General features: G+C 62.6%; 14 protein-coding genes. 8 read left to right on the top strand and 6 right to left on the bottom strand.

Translation table 11 applies throughout. The features are described 5' to 3' along the window. The first annotated feature begins 146 nt into the window (after positions 1-146). Positions 147-1,001 carry an endonuclease/exonuclease/phosphatase family protein gene (locus WKV53_RS23395; protein ID WP_341407243.1) on the top strand — a complete coding sequence of 285 codons (855 nt, stop codon included), beginning with the start codon at positions 147-149 and terminating at the stop codon, positions 999-1,001. Positions 1,002-1,106: 105 nt separating this feature from the next. Here WKV53_RS23395 and WKV53_RS23390 read toward each other — a convergent pair whose 3' ends face one another. The 3 genes from WKV53_RS23390 to WKV53_RS23380 form a co-directional block, all read right to left on the bottom strand. Further along, positions 1,107-2,708 (bottom strand): choice-of-anchor D domain-containing protein, encoded by a 1,602-nt coding sequence (locus tag WKV53_RS23390; RefSeq protein WP_341407242.1) that lies wholly within the window; start codon positions 2,706-2,708, stop codon positions 1,107-1,109. Positions 2,709-2,834: 126 nt separating this feature from the next. Further along, positions 2,835-3,764 (bottom strand): carboxylesterase family protein, encoded by a 930-nt coding sequence (locus WKV53_RS23385; protein ID WP_341407241.1) that lies wholly within the window; start codon positions 3,762-3,764, stop codon positions 2,835-2,837. A gap of 60 nt (positions 3,765-3,824) precedes the next feature. Continuing rightward, positions 3,825-4,328: a DUF8617 domain-containing protein gene (locus tag WKV53_RS23380; protein WP_341407240.1), complete on the bottom strand. Its 504-nt coding sequence runs from the start codon at positions 4,326-4,328 to the stop codon at positions 3,825-3,827. Positions 4,329-4,537: 209 nt separating this feature from the next. Here WKV53_RS23380 and WKV53_RS23375 point away from each other — a divergent pair, with 209 nt between their 5' ends. The 6 genes from WKV53_RS23375 to WKV53_RS23350 all read left to right on the top strand — a co-directional run bounded on the left by WKV53_RS23375 (position 4,538) and on the right by WKV53_RS23350 (position 18,262). After that, positions 4,538-5,404: a hypothetical protein gene (locus WKV53_RS23375; RefSeq protein WP_341407239.1), complete on the top strand. Its 867-nt coding sequence runs from the start codon at positions 4,538-4,540 to the stop codon at positions 5,402-5,404. Between the two features lie 108 nt (positions 5,405-5,512). Further along, positions 5,513-6,121 carry an N-acetylmuramoyl-L-alanine amidase family protein gene (locus tag WKV53_RS23370; protein WP_341407238.1) on the top strand — a complete coding sequence of 203 codons (609 nt, stop codon included), beginning with the start codon at positions 5,513-5,515 and terminating at the stop codon, positions 6,119-6,121. 18 nt (positions 6,122-6,139) lie between these two features. Further along, positions 6,140-7,603 (top strand): NAD(P)H-hydrate dehydratase, encoded by a 1,464-nt coding sequence (locus tag WKV53_RS23365; RefSeq protein ID WP_341407237.1) that lies wholly within the window; start codon positions 6,140-6,142, stop codon positions 7,601-7,603. Positions 7,604-7,643: 40 nt separating this feature from the next. Further along, on the top strand, positions 7,644-10,049 hold the full coding sequence (locus tag WKV53_RS23360) for a pectinesterase family protein (RefSeq protein ID WP_341407236.1): 2,406 nt from the start codon (positions 7,644-7,646) through the stop codon (positions 10,047-10,049). Positions 10,050-10,120: 71 nt separating this feature from the next. Continuing rightward, complete coding sequence (locus WKV53_RS23355; protein ID WP_341407235.1) at positions 10,121-12,559, top strand: autotransporter-associated beta strand repeat-containing protein; 2,439 nt, start codon at positions 10,121-10,123, stop codon at positions 12,557-12,559. A gap of 192 nt (positions 12,560-12,751) precedes the next feature. Next, positions 12,752-18,262, top strand: a complete 5,511-nt coding sequence (locus tag WKV53_RS23350) for an Ig-like domain-containing protein (RefSeq protein ID WP_341407234.1) — start codon at positions 12,752-12,754, stop codon at positions 18,260-18,262. 271 nt (positions 18,263-18,533) lie between these two features. Here the strand turns inward: WKV53_RS23350 and WKV53_RS23345 are convergent, their stop codons facing one another. Both WKV53_RS23345 and WKV53_RS23340 read right to left on the bottom strand, forming a co-directional pair. Next, the gene (locus tag WKV53_RS23345) at positions 18,534-20,123 is read right to left on the bottom strand and encodes an alkaline phosphatase D family protein (protein ID WP_341407233.1); all 1,590 of its coding nucleotides are present in this window, start codon (positions 20,121-20,123) and stop codon (positions 18,534-18,536) included. A 53-nt stretch (positions 20,124-20,176) separates the two neighbouring features. After that, positions 20,177-23,779: a hypothetical protein gene (locus WKV53_RS23340; protein ID WP_341407232.1), complete on the bottom strand. Its 3,603-nt coding sequence runs from the start codon at positions 23,777-23,779 to the stop codon at positions 20,177-20,179. 219 nt (positions 23,780-23,998) lie between these two features. Between WKV53_RS23340 and WKV53_RS23335 the strand changes: the two genes are divergently transcribed. Beyond that, positions 23,999-24,757 carry a hypothetical protein gene (locus WKV53_RS23335; RefSeq protein WP_341407231.1) on the top strand — a complete coding sequence of 253 codons (759 nt, stop codon included), beginning with the start codon at positions 23,999-24,001 and terminating at the stop codon, positions 24,755-24,757. On the opposite strand, the gene WKV53_RS23330 is transcribed toward WKV53_RS23335, so the two are convergent. Next, a complete protein-coding gene (locus tag WKV53_RS23330; protein ID WP_341407230.1) occupies positions 24,751-25,557 on the bottom strand; it encodes a glycerophosphodiester phosphodiesterase in 807 nt (268 codons plus the stop codon). The genes WKV53_RS23335 and WKV53_RS23330 overlap by 7 nt on opposite strands. Positions 25,558-25,639 lie beyond the last annotated feature (82 nt).

Raw genomic sequence — 25,639 nt, 5'->3', positions numbered from 1 at the left:
AAAAGACAAGCGTCACCCAACGAGCTCCCCGTTTGGTTGTCCTCGCCACTTTCCAAAAACCCGCGCTGATGATCACGTCGATCCTGTTGCCATTTTGATTTTGCCGCCCGCAGGGACTGGCCGGGATGCTGCTGTCACTCTCCGCCATGAAGCTCAAATCCCTGCTCCTCCTGCCACTGCTTGGTATCGCCTCCGCCGCGGACATCCGCCTGGTGGCTTGGAACCTCGAATGGTTCCCCGGGCACTCGCCGACAGCGGAGGCTTCTGCCGTCGATGCCCACAAGAAGGCCGCGGCCGAAGTGATCCAGCGGGAAAAGCCGGACATCTTCATCGGCGAGGAAGTCCGCAACTGGCAGGTCTTTGCCGATTTGGCCGCGGTCACCCCGGACCTCCGGGCCGTAGTGGTGTCGTCCTTCCGCAGCGAAACGGACGGGACCCTGTGGCCGCAGCAGGTCGGCATCGCCAGCAAGTTGCCCGTGGAAGCGGCATGGTCGGAAGCCTGGCAGCAAACGATCGGCGTCCCGCGCGGGTTCAGTTTCGCCGCGGTGAATCTGCCTGCGCCGGAAACAGGCGTGCTGTTGATCTATGGCGTACATCTCAAGAGCAACCGCGGCAGCAGTGACGACCATGCCGCCGCCGCCAACTCGCGGATGCGGGAAGAATCCGCCGCCCAGCTTTTGCAGCACGTCTCGCTGATGGAACGGCTCGCCTTCAAGGGCCGGATCCGTGGCATCGTCATCGCTGGCGATTTCAACACCAACCAGGACGGGCAGTTCGGCGACAAGACCCTGGAGATTCTCACCAAAGGCGGCTTCCACAATACCTGGGAGGACGTGGCAAAAAAAGACCGCCTGTCCTGGCACGGCAGCTCTCAGTTCGAGCCAACCACCTTCGACTACATCCTGACCAAGGGCCTGCCACCCGGAAGCGCCAAACTGATCGAGGTGCCCGAAGCGGCCAGCGATCACTCGCCGGTGACCATCACCCTGTCGTTTCCTTAGGAGGTCCGATGACTCGATTGTTAGTCCGGATGAAGCTCACCAATTCCGGTGAAGCACCTCACCGAGACGCGATGTCTTGGGGTTTTCGTATTTCTCCACGTCGCGCTACGCTGGCACAAACTCATTCACCACCACCCGTCCGAACATCCTCGGCGTCTCCTCCAGATCCACCGGGATGTCGTGGGTGATGCGCTCCCAATCATCATCGATGACGGTGGCATTGTGCGGCACGGTGGGGAAATCCCAGTTCTCCAGATCCTCCGAGATCATCACGTCATAGGAAATCATCGCACCCTTCCGCCGCACGTATTCCACGCGCAGGTAGTGACCGAGCGGACCACCGCTGATGAGCGACCAGCGCGGCAGGCCGGAGGTGCCGGTATCGGCGGCCATGACGTGCACATCCGGGCCGCCACCGTTCATGTTGAAGGCATACTTGAGCAGGTTCGCCACGCCATCGTGATAGGGCTCGGCATCGGTCCACGAGTCCTCTTCCTCCAGCCCGGCAGCCGCCGCCCAGTCCACATAGGTCTCCGCCATGTGGGTGCTGTAGCCGCTGAGGAAAAATTGCAGCAGACCCTCGTCCGCATCATCGCTGGGGATCTTCACCACAGCCGCCTTGTAGCCAATGTCGGTGGGATGAAAGGTCACCTTGAACTTGGTGGTCCCTCCCGGGCTGACGACCGCGGCGGTGCCGCTGATGTCGAGTTGATAGGCCTCGGGATTGTCCCCGGCGAGCACCAGCGTGCCGAGATTCAGATTCGCGGTGCCGCTGTTGCGGATGGTGATTTCCACCGGCCCGATCGTGTCGCCCGGCTCCACCCCGCCGAAGTCTTGGTAGAAGATCTCGCCGCCCTCCGCGTTCTCGGTCCGGATCTCCGGGACCGGCACGCCGGTACCCGTGATGGTGAAGCGGTAGTCGGGCTCGTCCACATCGTCGGTCTTGACGCTGACGACCGCCGAGCGTGTCCCGCCAGCGGTGGGATAAAAGGTGATCCAGAAATAGCTGAAGGAGCCGTACGGTCCGACCACCGGCGAAGTGAACTCACTGACGACTTGGAAGTCTCCGGGATTGTCTCCTCCCACGGTGATGCTGTTCAAATTCAGGTCCACCTCGCCGGTGTTCTTCAACTGGAAGAAATAGGTGCCGCTACCGAGGCCGACACTGACGGAGCCGAAATCCTTGCTGCCGGAGGGATTCGGAATCTCGTCGCCGCCGGACTCCACGCTCACATCGCAGGCAAGCCCGTTGCCGGAAACGTGGACATCGTAGGGACTCTCATCGGGATCATTGCTCGCGAGTTGCAGCGTCGCTTCCCGCCCTCCGCGACGTGTCGCCGCAAAAGCTACGGTAAACGTCGTACTTCCACCGGGATCCACCGTGAGGTCGGCACCGGAAAGATCCGCAGTGAAGTCGCCGGCGGCAGCCCCGGTGAAGGTCGCGGCACCGAGATTGAGAACGGCGTCACCCGTGTTGCGGACCGTGAGCGTTTTAACGAGCGCCACACTGCCGACGGTATGATCGCCGAAGGATGCCAAATCACCACCATCGGCGATCACTTCGGGCGGAGGCGATTCGATGACGATGTCCGGCGCGGCAAACGATGCGGAAGCGGCCATCACGGCCAAGGTCACGGCAGCAGCCAGAAAACCAGTACGGGCACGGGCGACGAAGCCACCGCGCAAAAGCGAAGTGTATGTTTTCAAGGGAGGGGAAGGTTGGGGAAGCGACGATATGAGGCACACGAGATGCCCCTAATAGTCACGCAACATCTTGAACCCACGCCCCCCCGAACGACAAGCCGCATCCTCCCTCGATTTAGCGCCCGGTTGTCACTTCTTGTGTTGGAAAATCCACTCGTGCACTGCCTTGTCGGCATACGTCCTCCCGGAGATCCCGTGATCCCCATCCGGATACTCGGTGAATTTCACCTCGGCCTTCTCCTTCTGCAGCGCTTCCACCATGCGCTTGCTTTGCTCCGGCTTCACCGTCTCATCCTTGGCACCGTGGAAGACCCACACCGGCACGTCCTTGAAATTCTCCGCGTCGTTCGGATTCCCGCCACCGGAGATCGGCACCGCCGCGGCGAATAGCTTCGGCTCCTTCCCCAGCAGATAAAACGTCCCGTAGCCGCCCATCGAGTAGCCCGTGAGGTAAACCCGCTTCTTGTCGACCGACAGGTTCTTCATCAGGTCGCGGATGATCTCCACCACCGCCTCCGCATTCTTGCCGTCCCAGCTGCTGCCGTCCTTCGGGCATTGCGGCGCGATGATCACGCAGGGGCGCTTCCGATAGTTGTCCTCCTCCGAAAACGAACGCGCATCGCCCGGCTGCTCCGGCGTCATCACATCGCCGTTGCGCCCGTGCAGGTAGATCACCAGCGGATAGCCCGCCTCATCGGCACCGCGCAGCTTGCGAGCACCATAGATCCGGTACTGCAGCCCATGACCTTCCGTGCGCTCCCACTCGCCGGTCAGCAATTTCGCAAACGCGCTTCCCTTGTCGGACTTCGCCGAGGCCTCTTCTCCTGCCGCCAGCGTGTCCGCCACCCACTTGCGGTCGGCTTCGGAAAGCGTCGCCAGGGCGATCGTGAAAATCTTCTGATCCGACGTGCGACGGATGGTCACTTGTCCATCCTTCGCACTGACAAATTCGGCCGCGATGGTCTTGGCACCATCGGCAGTCTTCCACTCCCGCGGAGTCGCCACTACAGGCAACACGCTCAGAAAACCTGCCGCCAAAAACGCGAGGATCGCTTTCATCGTCCTTCACGCTGCCAAGCGGGCCGCTCCCTTGCAATCACCCAAGGTGACACCGCGAGCTCACGCACGTCCCCAAGAATGGACCGTCTCCCCATTCTTGGTAAGCATCGCATCGCGCAGGATCCCGCGTTTCTTCAACTCCTCGAAACGGTCGTAGTAAGCTCGCTCCAGTAGCCCCCAGTCATCGAAGGTCGCATGATCCTCTTCCGAGAGATGCGCCCAGCCGAGGAAACCGCGCGGCAGCGTGGCGATCACCCGCTCATCCCTCCATTCCCCCCTCAGGATCCGCTTCCATTGGTCGCCATGGATCGAGCTCAGGAAGTGAGGCGCCGGCTCCTCCGGGACGAAGGCCCGCAGCTCCCTCCCGCGGTCTTCGATCCACAGCCGGCCGCAGGAATCGCACTGGTACAATTTCCGCGTGAGCGAGGGCCACCAGTCCGATGAGCCGCGCTCGGACATCGCGGTCGCATCGTAGAGATCCTGATCGGCGATCAAGTGAGCCGCATACGACAGGTAGTCCGTCTGGTCAGGAATCAGATTCCCGCACGCGCACGCGAATTTCATGGCGCGATTTTCCAATGGAACGCCCGGATCGGCGAGAACTCGTTGCCTAGGATGGGGCCGACAGCTCCCACCCCCTCGGAGGACGCCCCTTTTTCCCGCCGTCCCGAAATCCGCGCCGGACCGTGGCCGACCACCCGCCATCGTAGTTAGACGACCTCCCGACCCGTTGGGTTGACGCGACCGGGGGTGTGCGCTAGGCCTTCCAGCCCATGACCGGAATCCGCCTGCTTTTCCCCCTGCTTTTCCTCGGCCTGTGCCTGTCCACGGCCCGCGCCCAAGTGGAGGTAACCCTGAAAATGGCGCGGAATAACTTCGTCAGCGGCGAATCGATCCCGGTCGCCGTCACCGTGACCAACCGGTCCGGCCAGGACCTCGTCTTCCAAGGAAACAGCCGTGTCGGCTGGTTGGACCTGATGGTCAGCAACTTGAATGGCGTCGCCCTCACCCCGATCGGCCAGCCGGCCTTCGGCGCGGTGAAGATCCCGCTGGGTCAGGCGATGAGCCGCACCGTCGATCTCGCCTCGCTCTACCCGCTCCAGACCGCGGGCAATTTCTCGGTCTACGCCGTGGTCCGGCTGCCGGGTCAGGCGGACAATGGCTACGGCTCCAACCGCACCGTTTTCAACGTCAATACGGCTCTTCCCTACTGGACCCAGAAGATCGGCCTCGCCGGCAAACCGGGCCAAGGCCGCGAGTTCCGCGTGCTCCAGTTCAACACCGGCTCCAAGACCACCCTCTACGCCCAGGTGATGGACACCCGGACCGGCAACGCGATCCGGACCCACCCGCTGGGCGAGGCGCTGATGTTCCGCAAGCCTTCCGTGACCCTCGACAATCGCCAGGTGATGCACGTGCTCTACCTGATGTCGCCGGAGATGTGGGGCCACGTCCGCGTCGCACCGGATGGCCAGCTCCTCGGCCGTGAATTGCACAAGCGCGGCGCCGGCTCCGATCCGGTGCTCCTGACCTCGCGGGATGGAATCGTGCAGGTGGGAAACAGCATCCCCTACGATCCCAAGGCCGAGGCCGAAGCACGCGGCAAGGTGCGCAAGGCCTCCGACCGCCCGACTTTCTGAGTTCCGTCTCGCGGGATTCCCCAGCGTTCAGGGATTTGACCCTTTACATCGCGGACCCCCATATCTAAAAAATCTATATTGTTTGCTTTGGTTAACAATCTTTCCGCCATGAGAAAGCTTTTCCGTTCGCTGCTGCTGCCCGTGCTCGCGCTCTGCCTGGCGAGCCTCCCGGCCCAGGCACGCGCCTTCCGCACCGTGGTGATCGATCCCGGTCACGGCGGCCACGACAAGGGCGGCCAGTGGGGCATGGTCTACGAGAAACACCTCGCCCTCGACACCGCCACCCGCCTTGAGAACGAGCTCAAGAAGCGCGGCTTCCGCACGGTGATGACCCGCCGCAGCGACTACTTCATCTCCCTGCCGGAGCGCGTCCGCATCGCCAGCCGCTACTCGGATGCGATCTTCGTCGCCATCCACTACAACTACACGTGGAAGCAGGATGTCTCCGGCCTCGAGACCTACTTCTGCTCCCCCCAAAGCCAGCCCCTGGCCTCCTATGTCCACTCCGGCATCATGGGCAAGGTGCGGGCCCTGAACCGCGGCGTGAAATTCGCCCGCTTCTACGTGATCCGGAACACCACCTGCCCCTCCATCCTCGTCGAGTGCGGCTTCGTCAGCAATGACGGCGAACGCTCGCGGATGAAATCGGCATGGTACCGCCAGTCGCTGGCCGAAGGCATCGCCGAGGGCATCGTTCGCTTCCGCAAGGCGGGTTGATCCGCTAGAGGTGGTGGCATGTCGTTTGTCACCGGTGCGGCCATGCGGTCGCTGGAGGAAGCCGTGTTCCGCCGCGGCGTATCCGCGGAGTCGCTGATGGATCTGGCGGGCGAAGGCATCGCTCGCAGGTTGATCGATCATTTTCCCCGGCCGAGACGAGCCGTCGCCTACATCGGCAAGGGCAATAATGGCGGCGACGCCCTCGTCGCCCTCCGGCACCTCCGAGAAGCCGGCTGGCAGATCGCCCTGAAAGCCGCCTACCCGGAAACCGACTGGGGCGTGCTCCCGCGACGCAAGCGGCGCGAACTCGGCGACCTGCCGAGCGCGATCCCGGAAGGACAGGGGCCACTCCTTTTGCTTGATGGCCTGCTCGGCATCGGCGCCCGCGGCACCTTGCGGGAACCCCTCGCCCGTTTGGCCGAGGAGATGGCATGGCTGAGGAATTCCCACGGAGCCATCGTAGCCGCCATGGACCTCCCGTCCGGCATCGATGCCGATGCCGGCGAAGGCCAAGGCGTCATCGCCGATCTCACCCTCACCGTAGGAGTTGCGAAGCTCGGCCTCAGCACCCCGGCAGGCATCGCCAGCGCCGGCCGGATCCTGCTGGTGCCACTCGCCGACCTTCCTCCTCCGGACGGTTCCGCGCTCGAGTTCTTCTGCCCGGACTACTTCACCGGCCTGCTTTCCCCGCGGCCCCACGATTTCCATAAAGGCGACGCCGGCAGGATCGGCCTGCTCGCTGGCTCCCCGGGCATGACCGGTGCCGCCATCCTCGCCGCCACCGCTGCCCTTCGCGCAGGAGCTGGCTTGGTAACCCTGCACGTTGAGCCGGAATTTCTCCCCTCGCTGGCCGCCCCCATGCCTCCCGAGGTAATGGTGAAGGTCTCCCGGAAGCCCGTGGCCGATGCGTTCTCCGCCGGGCACGATGCGCTCGTGATCGGCCCCGGTATCGGGAACATGAGCAAGAGCCAGCAAACCGATCTCCTCGCCGCATTGGCCAAGCCCCACCCACCCGCAGTTCTCGATGCCGACGCGCTGAACATCCTCGTCTCGGCCGGACAGATGGCCCTGTTAGAAAGCCGTCACCTCATCACCCCCCACCCCGGCGAGTTCCGCCGTTTGGCACCCGACCTAGCGGAGAAAGATCGCCTTGAGGCGGCGCAGGCCTTCGTCGCGCGCCATCCCTGCACGCTCCTTTTGAAAGGCGCGCGCACCTTGGTCGCCGCCCCGGGCGAAGCGACCCGCTTCAATCCCACCGGCCACGCCGGCATGGCCTCTGGCGGACAGGGCGATGTCCTCTCCGGAGTCGCCGGAGCATTCCTCGCACAAGGGATGAAACCCGCCGACGCCGCCTCCCTCGCCGCGTGGCTCTGCGGCCGCGCCGCGGAGCGTGCCTTGGCGAAAGGCCCCATCACCACCGCCACCGACACGCTAGCGGAACTCGGTGGCGCGATGCGGGATTGGCAGGAACGCCGTCGCTAGGCTGTAACGTCTTTTCGCTTTCGGGTGAGTGAGCCTTGAGATGAATCCCACCAACTCATGCCCCGAATGCGGCAAGCCCCTCCCCGCCGGCAGCGAGGTCTGCCCCGCCTGCCTGATGGCCCAGGCGATTGCATCGCGGACACTCGATGAAGACCGGGCACCACGCGAAATTCCACCGCCGCCCGCGCCGGAGGAAATCGCCGAAAAATTCCCGCAGTTCGAAATCCTCGAATGCCTCGGCCGCGGCGGCATGGGTGTCGTCTACAAGGCCCGCCAGAAATCACTGAACCGCCTCGTCGCGATCAAGATCCTCGCCCCGGAACGCGAACGCGATGCCCGCTTCGCCAAAGAAGCCGAGATGCTCGCCAAGCTGAGCCACCCGCACATCGTCACCATCCACGACTTCGGCGAAACCGGCGGCCTCTACTACCTCGTCATGGAGTTCATCAATGGCGTGAACCTCCGCGACCTGCTCCGCGACGGCAAGATGGCTCCCGAGCAAGCCCTCGCCATCATCCCTCCGATCTGCGAGGCCCTGCAGTTCGCCCACGACCACGGCATCGTCCACCGCGACATCAAGCCGGAGAACATCCTGCTGGATCGCGACGGCCGCGTGAAGATCGCCGACTTCGGCATCGCCACCTTGGCCGGAGATGCCGCCGAGCGCGCCGGCACCCCGCACTACATGGCCCCCGAACAAAACGGCGGCGCCCAGGCCATCGACCATCGCGCCGACATCTACGCCCTCGGCGTGGTCCTCTACGAAATGCTCACCGGTGAGCGACCTACTACATTTCCCGTAGCACCATCACGCCGCGTTCAAATCGATGTGCGGCTGGATGAAGTGGTCCTTCGCGCACTAGAAGCCGAGCCCGAACGAAGATTCCAGACCGTGGGCGATTTCAACACCGTGCTCGGCCAAGTGACGCGCGAAGTCACAGCCGCCCCACAACCGCGACCTTCACGCCTCGAGTTTCTCAAGAGCCAGCTGCTCCACTCCGCTCCGGCCATCCTCCTGATCGCCGCATGGCTGACCTCGGGTCTCGAAAAGGGCGCGGTCCTGATCCTCTCCATACTCGTCGTCGCCGTTCTGATCCTCCATTGGGTCATTCCATCCATGCGCAAACGCGGCACCGTCATGGCCCTGTCGTTGCTTGCTGGCATCGGCGCCTACGCGGCGATCTTCGCGTTCAAATCCCGGCCTTCTCCGGAGACGGCTCCACCTGCCGTATCCGTCGATGGGCTGGGAGAATTTGCCACGCTCAAGGAAGCCTTGAATGCCGCACCTGACAACGCGGTGATCCACTTGGCCGAAGGCACCTATCTGGAGCGCGTCACCATTCGCAAACCGGTTACCTTGATCGGCTCCGGCAGGGAAAAGACCCGCATCGTGGTTCAAGGCCCTTATCTCGCCAAAAACGGTTTGGACCGCGGTGATTACGAGAAGCCCGAGATTCCGCCAGAGCAAGCCATGCTGCCGGCCATCAAAATCGAGACGCAGGGTATTGTGAACATCCAGGGCATTTCACTCTCGATGAGAGGCACTCCTCCCCCGGAAGGAGGATTGGTTGAGACCTCGTTGATTTCCGCCGAGCGGTGCGAATTGAATCTCTGGAACTGCGCTCTCGTCGGATCGGTGGGCAATGGCATCGAGGCCAAGGATGCCCATCTCAGGATGACCGCTTGCCTGGTAGCCGCCGCATGGAACACCGGCATCGTCCTCGGCGATTCATGTCAGGCAGACATCCTCGATTGCACGGTGCGGAACTGCTACTACGCGGGCATCTCCATCCGCCCTCGCTCGCGCGCCGTGACCGTCGCGGAATGCATTATCGAGAGCTCGGCATGGCACGGCATTCGTTACGACGACTGCTCGCCGAAGCTCACCAAAAACCTGATTCAAAAAAATGCTCGCTGTGGCATCTACGCCTCTGGCGACACCGCGGGAGAGATCACCAGTAACGTGATCGTCCGGAATGAGATCAGCGGCATCTCCTGCTGGAATGAGAGCACCGACAAGATCGAGCGGAACCTATTCATGGATAACAAACGCGTGAGCCTGTCCCTCTGCGGGAAGGTTTCACCGCAAGTGACCGGAAACATCTTCTCGACTTCGGAAAGAGGCATTGCCCAGTCGTTGCTCAACGAAGACCGGATCTCGGCCAAGAGCTACGGCTCTCCGATGGTGCAGCGAAATGTCTTCTGGAACACGCGGCAGCCCTGGAGGGAAGGAGCCAACGCAGTCCCCCTGCCGGAAGGAAACCACATCGAAGATCCGCGCCTCGGCAACGACCACGCCTTGCCCGTAGACTCTCCTCTCCCAGCGCTCGGCATCGGCCCTGAAGCAAGATCGCCCAACGTCACCTTCCCGATCCAACCGGAAGAAATCGCCATCATCCCCGATGGCGACACGCGCGACTCCAACGCATGGAAGCGACCGAAGTAAGCTCATCGTCCATCGCAGCGGGATAAAGGGCTTTTCCGTTAGCCTTCCCGAAACTATGCTTGCGGCATCGAATGATGCCATTCTTACCCTCCCCGGGCGGCCTCTTTGCTGGAACCTCAGCCGTCGCCGTACTCCTCTCTCCCCTGGCCGCCGAAACGACTTTTCCCTACTCGGCACTTGCTCCTGGCACACTCGTTCACAGCGACGGCTTCGTTCTTGATCAAGACCTCGTCTTCAACGTCGTCAATGGCACTACGGACATCTCCAGCTCCGCCGTGCTCGATGTCACCGGCGCGATCGACGACGGCAGCGAAATTTTCAACGTCACGAAGATAGGCAATGGAGCGCTAAAGCTCGCCGCGGGAAACACCTATGGAGGATCCACCACGATCCAAAGAGGCATCCTCTCCATCCCCGCCGATAGCGCGCTCGGCGACAGCACTGCACCCTTGGCCATCAAGGGCGGCTGCCTGCTTGCGTCCAGCTCCTTCTCGATGCCACGCGATGTCTCCTTCGGCACTACCGGAGGATCGATCCGCGCTGATGGCACCACCGTGCTCGATCTAACAGGCAACGTCGCCTGGGGCAGCGGGATCACTTCGTTCTTCGGCTCCGGCGGCACCACCGTGCTATCCGGCACCACTTCCGGCACCGGCGGCGATCTCATGATCGGCTGGGCCACCGTGTTCGCACCGTCAGGTGGCATCGTTTCGCATCACACTCTTTCGCTGCGAGGCACCGCCTCGCTTCCTGCCGGTAATCTCTGGCTCGACAACTTTGGCGTGTTGGAGCTCGGCAACGGTAACTTCACGCGCGCCCTCGGCAGCGGCCCCGGCGAAGTGCGCTTGGAGACCTCTGCCGGCGCAGGCTTCGCTGCCTATGGCGCGGATCGCATCGTCAATATCGGCGGCGCAGGCTCCACCTTCGTCTGGGGACAGATCTCACCACCATTCCTGTCGCTCACCCATTCTGGCTTCACCACCTACGGCGATCTGGTGCTGGGCAGCCACACCGCAACTCACACGGTCGATTTCCAAAACCCGCTTCAACTCAACAACGGCCAAACGAACTTGCACCGGGAGATTCAGGTGCCGGACGGCCCTGCCGCAGTGGAAGCCCGCATCTCCGGCGGCATCAGCCAGAGCGCCAATCCCCAAACCACCTCCACCACCCTCTCCTTCGATGCAGATGGCGCACTGGAAATCACCGGCCCGCTGAGCGGGAGCATGAGCCTCGAAAAAACGGGGACCGGCACCGTCGTCCTTAGCGGCACGAACTCCTTCACCGGCTACAGCGATGCCTACGAGGGCACCTTTCGTATCGCGAACAATGCCGCTTGGAGCACTTCCCATTCCTTCTTCATCGAAACAGACGCCACGCTTGATGCCTCGGCCATGACCGTGCCAGTCAACGTTCCTTCCAGCTATTTCGCCAATGTCTATGGCTCCCTCCTCGGCGATCTCACCGTGTCCGGCTATCTGGAGGGCAATGGATTCGTCGATGGCAACGTCCACGCCAAAGCAGGTGCCTATGTCCTCCCCGACTACGACGGCCAATTGCATGTGACCGGCGACTTCACCTTGGATCGCTCGGCTGAAATCGAGTTCTACCTCGCCAGCACCACGCCGATGCTGGAGTACAATCAGATGCGGGTGGAAGGAACGGTAACCCTTGATGGTGACCTCCTCCTCGGCAGCGACCCCGTTCTTGTCGAGAATGACTCATTCTTTCTCTTGCTGAACGATGGCACCGATCCGATCCATGGCACCTTCCACAACTTGCCGGAAGGTGGAGTCGTCCCCATCGGCAATGGGCTCGCCTTGCAGGTCACCTATCAGGCCAATGGCGACGGTGGACCGGTCGGCAATGATGTCGGCTTCACCGTGGTGCCGGACACATCCAGCACCGACTTGGCGCTAAGCGTGGATGCACCGCTTGCCGTCGATCTGGCTTCCAGCTTCACCGTCACCTACACAATCACAAATCACGGGCCGAACGACTCCTCCGCTTCCAGCCTGGAAGTCGAATTGCCGCCGAATGCCACCTTCAATGGCTCCGCACCTGCGGGAAGCGTGATCGAAAACCTGCTGACCGTCCCGGTCTCCGCGTTGGCGAACGGCAGCACCACCACCGTTACTCTCAACTTCACGGCACCCGCTGCGACAGGATCGGTTTTCGTGGCACCGTGGATCTACAATGGCACCGGTGACGCGAATGACACCAACGACGCGGCACCCAGCATGACCGCCGTGCTTCCGGGAGGTGCGCCAGTGATCAACAGCTTCAGCACCGACCTTGAAAGCGGCACGGTCACCCTCGGCATGGAAACGATTCCTGACGTCCGCTACGTCCTCCAACAGTCGATCAACCTGGTGGATTGGAGCAATCTGTTAGAATTTCTTGGCGATGGCGAACTGAAGGACGTCGAGCAACCCATCGACGAAACGAAGGAGTTCTTCCGATTTAGCATCCTGCCCTACGATGGCGGTGGCGTTGGAACCCCCGAGTGATCTGTTAGATGGCCGCATGGCCGCAGTGGAACTCGCTCTGTCAAAGTGCGTTCCATCCTCACGTGGCAGTCACGTCACGCGTCCCGGAAACCCATGTTACGGTTTCGAGACATTGATGTAGAACAAGTTACCAAACTGTTTCAGTGCGAGTGTCGTCGGTTATGAAACGGGTTTCGCTTCATGCGCCCCGTCATGAGAATAAACTTTATTGCGGCATCGTCCGCCGCACTTTGTCTAACAGGAGGCCTGCCGGCTCTTGAATACGGCAACCTCGACGTCATCCAGCTCAACAACTCCAACCGCGGTCTGACCGAGATCGATCCCGCGGTTTCCATCGCCGTCGCACCCGGCAGCACGCCGAACTTCAGCTGCACCGGCGCCAATCGCGGCGACTTCGACGTAAGGTTCGGCTACGACACCGACCCGGCCAACGGCGTGATGATCACCTCCGTCCGCGAAAACGGTCGCGACAACACCGCTGGCGGCGACACACCGCCCCAGGCAGGCACCAAATACGTTACCCCTCTGTCCGATATCAGCGGAACGGGAAGCGGTGCCTACTTCTTCATCCCGCTCTCCTCGGCGCCGAACAACTACGAGTTCAACATGAACCTCGCGGCCGCCTACTTCCCCTTCCATGAAGGCTGGCTCGGCGGACACACCAAGAACTCCTCCGGCACCAATGGCGGCGTGCAGGACATCCTCACCGCCACTCCCGGCATCGTCAACGGCACCCACTTCATCGACAACGCCGGTGGCAATTTCGTCATCAACCTGAGCACCCTGAACTGGCGTGGCATTCCCGCCACCTCTCAAAATGGCGTGCTGCTCGTCACCGGCCAAAAGAACGAGGACAACTACGCGCTCTCCTCTGACAATGCGAACGGCTCCTTCAACGTCACGCTCAAGGACAATGAGAGCGATGGCACCGGCCTCGAACGCGACCCGATCGCCTTCGTCTACGTTCCGGTGGCAGCCGCCGGCAGCGACCTCGTGACCGCAGTCGGCCGCATCCAGAGCGATGGCTCCGCGGAAATCTCCGGCGGCAATTTCACAGTGACCAAGCTGGTGGAATCCTTTCCACCGGTGAACACCACGGCGAATACCACCGAGCTTGAGTTCGATGTGGTCGTGACCAGCGCCATCGGCATCACGGTCGGCCAAGCCGTCACCGGCACCGGCATCCCCGCCGACACCAAGGTGGCCGCCGTGAATGGCTCCACCATCACGCTGGACCACGCTCCCACTGCCACCGCCACCGGCGTGGCGCTCACCTTCACCACGGCACCGACCCAAGGTCGCTGGCTGCTGAAAATCCCGAATCAGACGGCCACCACCGGCACCCTGATCGTGACGCCTTGCACCGGCGGCCCCAAGAACCTCGACAACATCGTCTCCTACCAGTGGGACGCCACCGCGGGCGGCTGGGTCATCGAAAGCCGCGACATCGTTCCCGCCATGGGTGAGCCCGTGCTGGAAGACGGCGCGACGGGCGATGAAGACATGTTCAACTTCGTCTTCCTCACCACCCAGCCATCGAACACACAGCCCACCGTGTCGATCACCTCACCGGCCAATGGCGCGGAGATCCTCACTGGCAATAGCGTCACCATCACCGCCGACGCCGCCGATACGGCTCCGGGTTTCGTGACTGCGGTCGAGTTCTACATCAATGGCCAACTCGCATCGACGGACACCACCGCTCCCTACTCCTACACCACTCCGGTCTATAACTTGCCCACAGGTGCGCAGGTCGACGCAGTGGCCGTGGACAATGACGGGTCCCGCACTTACGCCCACCCGATCGTCTACACCGTGACGCCTCCAGGTGGATCGGGCGGCCTCTACTTCAATGGCGTGAATGAATACGTCGGCCTCGGCGATCCTGCTTCGCTCAAGCTCTCCACCTTCACGCTGGAAACGTGGTTCCGTCGCGTCGGCACCGGCATCACCACCACGACCGGCGCCGGCGGCGTGATCGCCGCACCGCTCATCAGCAAGGGCCGCGACCAGGCCGACCAATCGAACCTGGACATGAACTACTTCCTCGGCATCCGCGAGGACGGTGTTCTCGTCGCAGACTTCGAGGACTCGAACCTCGGCATCAACGTCCCTGTCACCGGCAAGACCTCCGTGCCGCTCGATCAATGGCACCACGTCGCCGCCACCTTCGACGGCACCAAGTGGATGCTCTACCTCGATGGCAACCTCGAAGCCACGCGCGACGCCGGCGGCCTGGTGCCACGCGTCGATAGCATCCAGCAAGCCGCCCTCGCCAGTGCCCTCAACTCGACGGGCCAGCCAGCCGGCTATTTCAACGGCTACCTCGATGAAGTCCGCATCTGGAACACCGCTCGCACGCAGACGGAGATCCGCTCTTCAGTGAACTTCGAAACCGCGAGCAATACCGGCCTCGTCGCCCGCTGGAACATGTCCGAAGGCACCGGCGCCACCATCACCAGCACCGCGACCGGTTCGCTGGCTGGCACGCTCGTGAACGCTCCTTTCTGGACACCCGGCCAGACCTTCACCAACAACGTCCTGCCAAGCGTGGGAATCACCGCCCCGGTGAACGGCGCGCGCTTCCTCTTCGGACAGCCGATCCCGATCACCGTCGCGGCAAGCGATCCAGGCGGCGCCGTCAGCCAGGTCCGCTTCTATGACAATGGCAGCCTGCTCGGCAGCGACACCTCGGCACCCTTCGAACTCAGCTACACCAATGCTCCGCTCGGCGGCTCGCACGTGCTGACCGCGGTGGCCGTGGACTCCCTCGGTGCCACATCGCTCTCGGAAGAGATCGGCGTGGAGGTCACCCTTCCGGGTCCCGTGATTCCGGGTTACAGCGCCGGCATCGTCAACGGCGGCGACGCTGACATCGATGACGACGTTGCGGCCGTGGACCCAGCCAACTGGCAGATCGAGGCTTCCACGCTTGCCCCTCGCGCCTTCGCGCAAGGTGGCACCGATGTGGGTGACTTCGCCGTGAACGTTGGCGGCTCTCCGGTCTCCTTCAACAGCGGCATCCTCCTCGCCAGCAACCACTCGATCGTCGGCGAACTCGCCGCCACCGACAACAGCCTGGCTCCTTATCGCGGTGCCGGAGGCGAATACCTCCTCAGCACCATCGACAACGAAGATCCGGGTGCCACCGATCCGATCGCCACGGAGGAGTCCTCGCGCTTCTCGCTCGGCTACTTCCCGTATGCCAATGGCTGGATCGGCGCGAATGTCGACGAGACCGGCACCGTCATTTCCGGCAGCCAGAATCTGCCGGCCGGCGTGACCATCACCCGCACCGCCCTCGGCACCTATCAGATCAGCGGCCTGCCCACCGTCGGCAACCTGCTGGCCATGCCAGTCGGAGACACCTCTGACAATGTGGTCTCGGTCGCCATCAGCGGCCAGAACTGGATCGTCAACGTGGTCGACAACAGCCAGAACCGCGAAGACGCCCCGTTTGGCTTCGTCTTCGTTCCCACCACCGCCACCCAGGTCTTCAGCGGCCAGGTCGCGGAAGCCGGCACTCTCCAAATCCTCAATGACGAGCTCAAGTTCGTCGGCGCCACGGTCAATCGCGGCACGCAGGGCTACGAGATCACCATCGGCGATGGCAACATCATCAACCCATCCAACTCGTCACTCTTCATCGTCGCCGACACCAATGTCGGACCCGCCGGTGACAACGTGATGTCTTACTCCGCGGTTGGAAATTCCTTCGTGGTCTTCTCGCAGGACCTGCCCGGCCTCAGCGGACAGTTCCAGGCCGGCGGCTTCCGCTTCCTGGTGGTGCCGCACAATCCGGTCGTGATCCACGGCGATGAGGTCGTCGTCCTCGCCACCGACAAGCAGGCGACGGAGAACAGCCCGGATCACATCGAGTTCACCTTCACCCGCTCCGGCAGCACCGCGAGCGCGCTCACGGTGAGCTACGCGGTCAGCGGCACTGCCACGGCGGGTAGCGACTATGCCACCCTTCCCGGCACGGTGACCTTCCCCATCGGCGTCTCGTCCGTGGTGGTCCCGGTTTCCGCGAATGGCGATGCCACCCTCGAGCCGGCTGAAACGGTAAACGTCACGATCACTCCCGGATCGGGCTACACGGTCGGCGTTTATAATGCTGCCATCGGCACCATCCTCAATGGCAGCGTGGTGATTCCAAAGTTCACCACCAGCTTCCAGCAGGGCATCAATGGTTACACCGGCCAATGGGATCGCCGCGTCGGTGAAAACGGCACGGCTCAGAACGGCTCCGCGGTGCAACAGTACGCCGTGGACGGAAATCCCGGTCCGGCCGATGCCAGCGAAGATACCAATGGCCTGATCCGCTTCTCCAACATCTTCGGCACCGGTCCCGGCCAGATCCCACCCGGCGCTGAAGTCATCGATGCCAAGCTGATCCTGACCACCGCCACCGTGAGCAATGCCCAGTCGCCCGGCCCTTGGGCGATCGATCGCCTGATGGTGGCGGTCAATGATTCCACCACCTACGCCAGCCTCGGCGGTGACCCGAATCCTAACACCTTCGACGGCCTCGAAGGCGCTCGCGGTGCTTCCTATGGACTCCCCGTGGCCGGCTACACCGGCATGGCTCAGGGTCAAGTCGGCACGGCGGACGTCACCCAGATCGTCAAGGCATGGGCGGAAGGCGAGCCGAACTACGGTTTCTCGATCTTCTCCTCGCCGACCACCGACGGCTGGAACTACGACACCGTGGGCAATACCAACCCACTGCTGCGGCCTAAGCTCGAAGTCACCTACACGACCCTACCGGTGAAGGACTACTACTTCCTGGCGGATCGCTCGGCGATCGTGAACAGCCAGTCGCCCACCCAGGATGGATCGCTGGTCGATACGGTGTTCCTTGACCTCAACGACCCCACCACCGGCACCACCGAGATGCTGCTGAAGTTCCCGGTGGAGTTCGGCACGGAAGGCGGAGAGACCATCCCGATCGGCGAGGAAATCGTGAAGGCCGAGCTGATCCTCGCGACCCACTCGCCATTCTACGGCGGCTCTTCCAATGCCCAGAGCCCCGGACCCTACGCCGTGCATCAGATGATCACGGACTGGCAAGTCGAGACACCCCCGGCAACCCGCTACGGAAACCTCGGCCCCGTGGTCGGCACGCACATCGCACCCGCCGCGGTCCGCTTCGGCAGCATGGGTCAAAACACGACCAACTACATCGATGTCACCTCCGTGGTCGCCAACTGGCGCACCGGCGACGACAACTTCGGCTTCGACGTGAAACCGGAAACGACCGATGGCTGGCAGCCCTTCCTGCCAGGCGTGATCGACCACCCGCTCCTGTCCAGTGGTGCTCCGATGCTCCGGATCCAGACCGCGATCTACAGCCCCGGCTCATTCGACAACTGGGCCTCCGCCAACGGAATCCCCGGATCGAACGTGGATGAAGACCAGGACCACGACGGCATCTCGGCCGTGGTCGAGTACGCACTCGGCCTGAACCCGCGGGCCTTCAACGTGCTGCCGCAGCTCGGTGTGAATGGCGTCATCAGCTTCCACAAGGGAGCCGAAGCCGCAGTCGACCCGGGAGTGACCTACAAGCTGCAGATCAGCACCGACCTGAAGAACTGGAGCACCCTGACCCCCACGGTCAACGACGCCTCCGATATCAAGGGCCAGCTGCCCAACAGCAGCACCAAGGTCTTCGGTCGCCTCACGGTGGACTACACCAAATGAGCGATCGCTCCTGCTGAATCCCCAAACCACCAAGGCCGCCTCCGCAAGGAGGCGGCCTTTTTCATGCCGCTATCCCATCGGCCCCGACTCAAGTTGTAAGTAGTCCCGGCTTCAGCCGGACGAAGCCAAGAAAAGAGCGGCCTTCACCAACTTCATCCGCCCAAAGCTGGGGCCACGCACCACACAAGCAGCCTTCCTCTCAGACAAAGAAAAGGCTGCCCCCCAATCGGAAGGCAGCCTCTCGCGCACGAACAAACCCTCAGCTCCTACCTCAAGCCTTGTTCAAGGCAACGCGGCCGCTCTCGACCACAAACGATGCCTCCGTCTTGAGCGGAGCACCCGGCCGGCTCACGTATTCCACCGTCCGGAAATCACTGCGCCACGACTTGGCGTCGATCACGCAGCTCACATAGCCGCGCTGATCACTATGGTATTTCACAAAGGGGTGCTCTGAAAGGATCCGCTCCAAGCCAGCCGGATGATCGGTACCATCGCCCTTCGAGGTGATGGACGAGCAAACGAACTCGGTCGCCGCGATCGGCGCATCCGCCTGGGTCGGTGCCACGGGCAGTTCGTTCGCCCAATGCGTGTGGATGTCACCGGTGAGCACCACCGGATTGGAAACCTTCAGGTCCACGAAGGCACGCAGCAGCGCTTCCCGTTCGACCTCGTAGCCCGGCCACTGGTCCATGCTGCACATTTCCCCCGGGCCATTGCTCAGGCTCACGCGCGCCATCATCACCTGCTGGGCGAGCACGTTCCACGCAGCACGGGAGTTCTTCAATTCACCGAACAACCACTCGCGCTGGACGCCGCCCATCAGGGTACCATTGGGATCCATCGATGCCGGACCATTCTTGTCATGGTTCGGTTGATCGGTGCGATACTGGCGGGTATCGAGCACGTGAAAATCCACCAGGCTGCCGTGGCGAACGCTACGATAGAGTTTCATGCCCGGGCCCTTCGGCACGCAGGCGGCGCGCAGCGGCATGTGCTCGTAGTAGGCCTGGTAGGCAGCCGCCCGGCGCCTCAGGAAGGCCTCGTGCTCCATCGGCCCCTTCTCCTCGGGGATGTCGTTGGCGTAGTTGTTGTCCACCTCGTGGTCATCCCACGTGACCACCCACGGTGCGGCGGCGTGCATCGCCTGGAGCGATGGATCCGAGCGATATTGGGCATGACGATTGCGGTAGTCCTCCAGCGTCATGATCTCCGCGCTGTTGTGCTTGCGCACCTGTCCATCCCGGCCCGATCCCTCGTAGATATAGTCGCCAAGGTGGAATACCAGATCCGGGCTCTCCGCAAGCATGTGCTGGTAGGCCGTATAGAAGCCGGACTCGAAGTGCTGGCAGGAAGCGAAGGTCATCTTCAACGGCGAAGTCTCGCTCAGTGATGCCCCCGGACCCGCGAGTGTGCGCGCGCGTCCCGGCGGACTGATTTCAGCACCGGCCTTGAATTGATACCAGTACCAGCGATCCGGCTTCAGACCGGTGACCTCGACATGCACCGAGTGCGCCCAATCCGGACTCGCGATCTCCTTGCCGCTGGCGACCACCTTCGTCATCGCTTCATCTTCCGCCACCTGCCACGAAACATAGACGGCCTCCCGCGGCATGCCGCCACCGGCAAGCGGCTCCGGCGCCAGCCGCGTCCACAGCACGAAGCCATCCGCGGATGGATCGCCCGACGCCACTCCGAGCTGGAAGGGATAGGCTTGGAAAGACGGCTTCTCCCTCACCATCGGTTCATTGCTCCAAGCCCGGCCCGCGCTCAAGGCGACGAGCATCGAACTGGAAGCCCCGAGAAAGGAGCGGCGGCTAAGGCGCGGCGAGGCGAGCGGGAAAACAGGACGGAACGGACTCATGGGTGTTGGATCGGATACTGGCAAATTGTCGGTTTCATTCAAGAAGGGCGCACTCAGATCTCATCGCGGTGCAGCCAGCGGAAACGCTTCACTTCGAAAGTCCGCCCGAAATCGATCGGCTTCGAGGTGTCGGGATTGAGCCCGCTTTGATCCGCCACCAGCGGCACCGGCGTCCGCTGCACCACCGCCTCACACCACGCTTCGGCGATCACCTTGCCATCCGCATCGAGCGAGCTGCCGTAGGTCCGGATCACGAAAGTGTCCGAGCGCGCCGAGAGCACCGGGCCCAGCGATTGGAGAAGATCCGCCTGCGTGAGATTGCCCAGCGCTCCCCACGCACCCGTGTCGGGCTTGAGCGTCTGCTCCACGCGCGTCGGATCCTTGATGTTGTCCATGTGCTTGTAGTTGGGCAGCGACTTGGTGTTGTTGAGCGGGTAGCTCTGGCGGAAGGCGGAGTTGATGCCACTCCGCTTCAGCGCGGCTTCGAGCGCACCCATCTTGCCCGTTTCGTCCTCGCGCAGGCGGCGGTTCACGAAGTCCGCCAGCGAAAGGAACGGCCCGCGCAGCTTGACTTCCTCCACGATCGACTGGGCCAGCTTCTTCACCTCGCCACGACTCAGCGCACGCTGGCCGGTCCATGCATCCTGGGAGGAGGCATCCTTGCCATCCCAGTTCCCGCGGGGAAGATTGAAGATCCGGGGGAAGGTGACGGTATCACCTCCTTGAACCCCCAGCGAGGAAAGCAGCAGCGCTTCCCACGCATCGACACTCGTCGAGTTCACGTTGAACCCGCCATCCACTGTCACTGCAGAAGCGGCGCGATGGAAATCGACGAGGTCATCGGCCAGGTCCTTCGAGGCATTCACCGGCCGGAGGCGCCCGTTGGGCAGCGGGTGGGAGGCAGGGTCCTTGACGAAATCGCTCTTCTCCCGATTGGTCCCGGTCGAAAGGAAGTAGCGGTCCCACAGCGAGTGGTTCAGCTCGTAACTCAGGTCGAAGATCGTGTTCTGCTCCTTCGCGATGTGCTCCAGCATGCCGCGGGCGGCGTAGGCCCAGTTGTCCGGGTCGCTGGCCGTACCGGCGTTGTTGTTGTTCGAGCGGCCGTCCGTCGAGTAGCCGATCGAGTCGCGGTTCCACCCTCCATCGCGCGAATTGACGTCCTTGGCGCGATCCGGCTGGGTCATCGAGCGTTCGCACCGCGGATCCGCCAGCGAGTTTCCGAACGCGTACGTCGGATGCCAGATGAATTCGGAGAACTTCAGGTGCTGGAAGGCACCAAGTGAAACCACCTCTGCTCCCGTGCGAGGCACATCGAACAAGATCCGCGACATGCCCGAGACCGGCTGGCCAAAGGGATCGCCCAGCTGGGTTCCACCGCTGCCGCGGGGCATCATGTTGTTCCAGGAAACGTCGTCGTCGAAGAGATCACGCGTGTAGATGCCGAAGAAATGCGGCGCCACATCCGTGACATTCTCCATCGCCGAGCGGAACGAATACGACGCGCGCACGTTCCAATCCGCGATTGGCGAATCTTCCAGGTGCGGGGTTCCCTTCAGGCTTCCGGAGCCATCCACATTCGACTGCGGCTCACGGAACCAGCGCATGCGGAATCCATCGCGGGTGCGCCGGTCCGGGATCTGCCGCGTCACGCCGGCGGAATCCGATTTCTGGAAAGGAACCAGGTCGGTGCTGGCGCTCCACTGGACCGGGAACTCGTCTTCATCGCCGTACTGATACGCACAGGAAACCCAACGCCCGTGAGGCAAGTTGTTGAACTCGGTCAGCGAGTTCGCCTTCGCACCCGGCGGAAACGGCTTCCAGAACATCCAGTAGTCGTCCGCTTGCGTGTATCCTGCCGCCTGGACGTTGCCAGCGGGTATCGCACCCACGACCTCCCGCCACTTCACCGGAATGGTCAGCGTGCGATCATCCCGGATCGCAGCATTCGGCGGGCGGCTCTGGTAAGTGTGGAAAAGCGAGTGCTTCTCGCTCGGCGGACCCGGATTCGGCGGCTCGTCGTCCGGCCGCTTGTCCATGTAGAAGCTGCGCGTCGGATCAGGTGCCAGACCGGGCGTCAGCACGTTGGCCGAGAGCTTCTCCATCTCATACGGCCGGTTCCCTGAAGGAGAGAAGACCACCGTCTCTCCCGGCCCGATCGTCGTGCCTTCCAGCTGGAAGTAGTGGGTCCCCCGCCGTGTTCCGGAATACTGGCCTCTCTCGTTCGTCATCCGGCCCCAGCACATCTTGTAGATCTGCTTCCGGCCATCGGTCAGCGTCACCTCGATTTCCTTGGCCCCGTTGATCTGCATCCCCACCATCGAGGCACCGACCTTGAGCGAGGTGTTATACGGATTCCACAGCACCACCCGCGGATAGAGATGGAGGCGCAGGCCGGTCTTGAAGCGCGTGTCCGTATCGTTCGTGTCGTAGTAACTAAGGTTATAGTAGATCGACGATTCGACCAGAACCGGCGTGACGTCCGATTTGGTCCGGTTCTTGAATTCCACCGGCATCGTGTTGTGGCCGCCGTATCCCACCTGATCATCCTTCCGCTGGCGGGTCTGCGGGTAGTCCGGATTCGCCGTGCGCATCGTGAGCGGCGTCGAATCCGCCCGCTTCGCGAAATCGCGCAGCAGCTGGAAGGATGGCGAGACCTCCGTCATCCGGCTCGATTCACCGCCATCCGCCATAAAGGACTCGGCCTGCTTGTTCGGCGCACCGATCAGGTTGTCGTCATCCTTCACCCCAAGCCCCTCCATCCCCGGCGCATTGGGTAGATCGCCAATGTTCCCGGTGCCTAACAGATACGCCGTTAGGTCCTTTTTCAGGCCACCGTCACGGACATCCACCAGCAACGACTCCGAGTCGGTCGTGAAATCATGGAAGTGCTCCTTCGCCAGGGAAGCATCCCCACCCGACGTCTGCAGGCCGAATTCGCCCGGCGAGACAAAGCGCTCGCGGTCCTCGTTTTCAGAGTCCGCCTGCCCTGAGCCTGCCACCGAGTAGTCCTGGGCAATCTGGAGGCGGCGGATGGTCGAACCGCTCTTCTCGGCGAAATGGTCGGCCGTGGCGATGTTGGCCTTGGTTCCGAGATCACCCACCCACCACGCATATTCACCCGAAGGCTTGCCATCCTCGGTTTCCGCGATCGCCACCTTGGGCACGCGCACGATCGATCCCGAATTGTCCTGCACATCGTTGCCGAGGCTTCCTTTTCCCACCAGCACCTCCTGGCTCGATTCATTGCCCGCATCGCTGTCGCCAGTATACTTGGTCCCGTTTTCATTGCCGCTAACGAGCTGGGCAAGCAGGTCATCCTGCACATTCCAGCCCTCGAGGCTGCGGCGATCGCGCAAGCCACCGCCATTGCCCTGGCGACGGATCACCGGACCACCATCCGGCATCACCGATTTCCATACCGCCGTCCAATGCGGCTGCTTCGCGCTCCCACCGGAACCTTGCGACGCCAGGAAATCTGACGGACCCGTCACACGTTGGTCAGGCCCGGCATACTTCTGGAGGCTTCCTACCGCCATCACCATCGCCATCCGCGCGTTGGCACGCGCTTGTTGCATGGCGACGTTTCGCGACGAGGAACGGATCTCAATCGACGACAGCCCGAGCAGGCCAACGGCGAGAACGGTAAGCAGGACCATCAGCATCAACGATGTGAGCAGACTAAATCCTTTTTCGTGAGCGCGTAAGGGTGTGGGCGACGTCTTCAAGGCCGGTGACCATACGGATCGAACGCGTTTCTTCAAAACCGCTGCTGTTACGAAGTCGTAGCGACCTAACAGATCCAGAGCCGTGCCATGTCACGAAACCGACGCGGAAGCATGCTTCATGTGACGGCACCGTGACCACTCCATGTCTTCATGTGGAAGAAATCAATCGGACAAGTGGCCACTTCGATCGCGATGCTCGGACTCGCTTCCGCGCAACAACCCGTGGAGCAAGTGACCGTGCGCGTCTTGCCTTTGGGAAACCGCCCGCCCTTCGTCCAGGAAGTGCGCGGCAACATGCGCCAGGAAATCGATGCTCCGGAAGGCAGCCTGCCACCGGGTGAAATCTCCGTCGGCATTCCTGCCCCTGAAGGCGAGGAGAAGAAGGCCGACAAGCTGATGCACCTGCGACTCGGCGAAGTCTCCGAAGCCGTGGCCATGCCGAAGATCGATCCACCCACCGTCACCCTGCGCGATCCCGCCGCGAACAAGATCTGGCTCAAGCAAACCCTCGGCACCACCAAGTCCACGCTGCTCGTCGTCTGGCGCCCCGGCGACAAGTGGAACGAGCCCCGCTGCCTGCCTCTCGATGATTCCACCGAAGCCATCCCGCGCGATGGCATCCGCGTCGTGAATGTGGCGCCGGTTGAGATGAAGATGATCTGGGGCGAACAACGCCTGCGCTTGCTGCCAGGCAAGGCCATCGTGCTGCGTTTCCCCGAAGGCTCCAAAACCGCGCCGTTCCAAATCCTCTTCACCGACACCGACAACAAGCTGAAGCCTTGCCTGAACACCACCGCGGAACTCGACACGGGCAGCCGCCGCCAGTGGTTTGTTTTCAAGGACGACCGCACCGCCACCCGCATGCCGGTGCAAGTCGTCCCATTGAGCGAGCCCCGCACCGCTCAGTGAGCCTCACCGAGCGCCTTGCGCAGGAATTCAGGACGGTTCGTCGTGATGGAGAGCGCGCCGAAATCAAGGAAGCGGCGAGCGGTGGCAGCATCATCCACGGTCCAGCAGTGATACTCGAATCCGCCATCGCGGATCGCCTTCACGAATTCGGGGTCGAGCCGCTCATCGGCCTTCGAGCTGAAGCCGTCCGCCTTGATCTTGCGCAACGTCGCGAGCACTTCGTCCTTGCTCGGCTTGAGCGGTGACTCCTTCTCGAAGGACGCCAGCCAGCACGCCTTGTAGGCGGGCTTCACCTTCTTCATTTCCGCGATCACATCGGCTTGGAAGGAAATGATCACGATCTGCTCGTCCTTCAGACCGGACGCCTTGAGGTCTTCCAGCATCGTCGGGATGATCTCCGGCCCGATCTTCACCTCCACATAGATTTTCTTCCCCGCCGGCACCGTCGCCGCCACCTCGCGCAGCGTCGACAGTTTGGTGCCCTTGAACTCCGGCTTGAACCACGCGCCGGCATCCAGCGCCTGCAGCTCGGCGAGCGTGCTGTCCTTCACCACCAGCTTGGTCCCGCACACGCGCGCGGTGTCATAGTCGTGAATGCAGATGATCTTGCCATCCTTGGTCAGGTGGAAATCGCCCTCGATCGCGTCCGCGCCCTGCTTCCACGCCAGCTCATACGAGGGCACGGTATTCTCCGGCGCATCGTGGGATGCGCCGCGGTGGGCGACCAGGAAGGGCTCGGCGGCGTGCATGGCGGACGCGGCCATCAGGCCGGCGGCAAGGGTGAGGATCTGCTGCTTCATGAAATCGGTTCTGGAAAGAACGTCGAGTCCAGCCACGCATCTTTCCACCACGGAGCGCAGCGATGAAACACTTGTGTCACTC

Source organism: Luteolibacter sp. Y139, from assembly GCF_038066715.1.
Classification (GTDB): domain Bacteria; phylum Verrucomicrobiota; class Verrucomicrobiia; order Verrucomicrobiales; family Akkermansiaceae; genus Haloferula; species Haloferula soli.
The sequence above is the reverse complement of the archived record's forward strand: the minus strand, read 5'-3'. Positions and strand labels throughout refer to the sequence as shown.

Coding starts and splice junctions, on each gene's coding strand:
- WKV53_RS23330 (WP_341407230.1), bottom strand. CDS start 25,557: ATGAAGCAGCAGATCCTCACCCTTGCCGCCGGCCTGATGGCCGCGTCC.
- WKV53_RS23340 (WP_341407232.1), bottom strand. CDS start 23,779: ATGGTCCTGCTTACCGTTCTCGCCGTTGGCCTGCTCGGGCTGTCGTCG.
- WKV53_RS23345 (WP_341407233.1), bottom strand. CDS start 20,123: ATGAGTCCGTTCCGTCCTGTTTTCCCGCTCGCCTCGCCGCGCCTTAGC.
- WKV53_RS23360 (WP_341407236.1), top strand. CDS start 7,644: ATGAATCCCACCAACTCATGCCCCGAATGCGGCAAGCCCCTCCCCGCC.
- WKV53_RS23335 (WP_341407231.1), top strand. CDS start 23,999: ATGTGGAAGAAATCAATCGGACAAGTGGCCACTTCGATCGCGATGCTC.
- WKV53_RS23350 (WP_341407234.1), top strand. CDS start 12,752: ATGAGAATAAACTTTATTGCGGCATCGTCCGCCGCACTTTGTCTAACA.
- WKV53_RS23370 (WP_341407238.1), top strand. CDS start 5,513: ATGAGAAAGCTTTTCCGTTCGCTGCTGCTGCCCGTGCTCGCGCTCTGC.
- WKV53_RS23375 (WP_341407239.1), top strand. CDS start 4,538: ATGACCGGAATCCGCCTGCTTTTCCCCCTGCTTTTCCTCGGCCTGTGC.
- WKV53_RS23365 (WP_341407237.1), top strand. CDS start 6,140: ATGTCGTTTGTCACCGGTGCGGCCATGCGGTCGCTGGAGGAAGCCGTG.
- WKV53_RS23355 (WP_341407235.1), top strand. CDS start 10,121: ATGATGCCATTCTTACCCTCCCCGGGCGGCCTCTTTGCTGGAACCTCA.
- WKV53_RS23395 (WP_341407243.1), top strand. CDS start 147: ATGAAGCTCAAATCCCTGCTCCTCCTGCCACTGCTTGGTATCGCCTCC.
- WKV53_RS23385 (WP_341407241.1), bottom strand. CDS start 3,764: ATGAAAGCGATCCTCGCGTTTTTGGCGGCAGGTTTTCTGAGCGTGTTG.
- WKV53_RS23380 (WP_341407240.1), bottom strand. CDS start 4,328: ATGAAATTCGCGTGCGCGTGCGGGAATCTGATTCCTGACCAGACGGAC.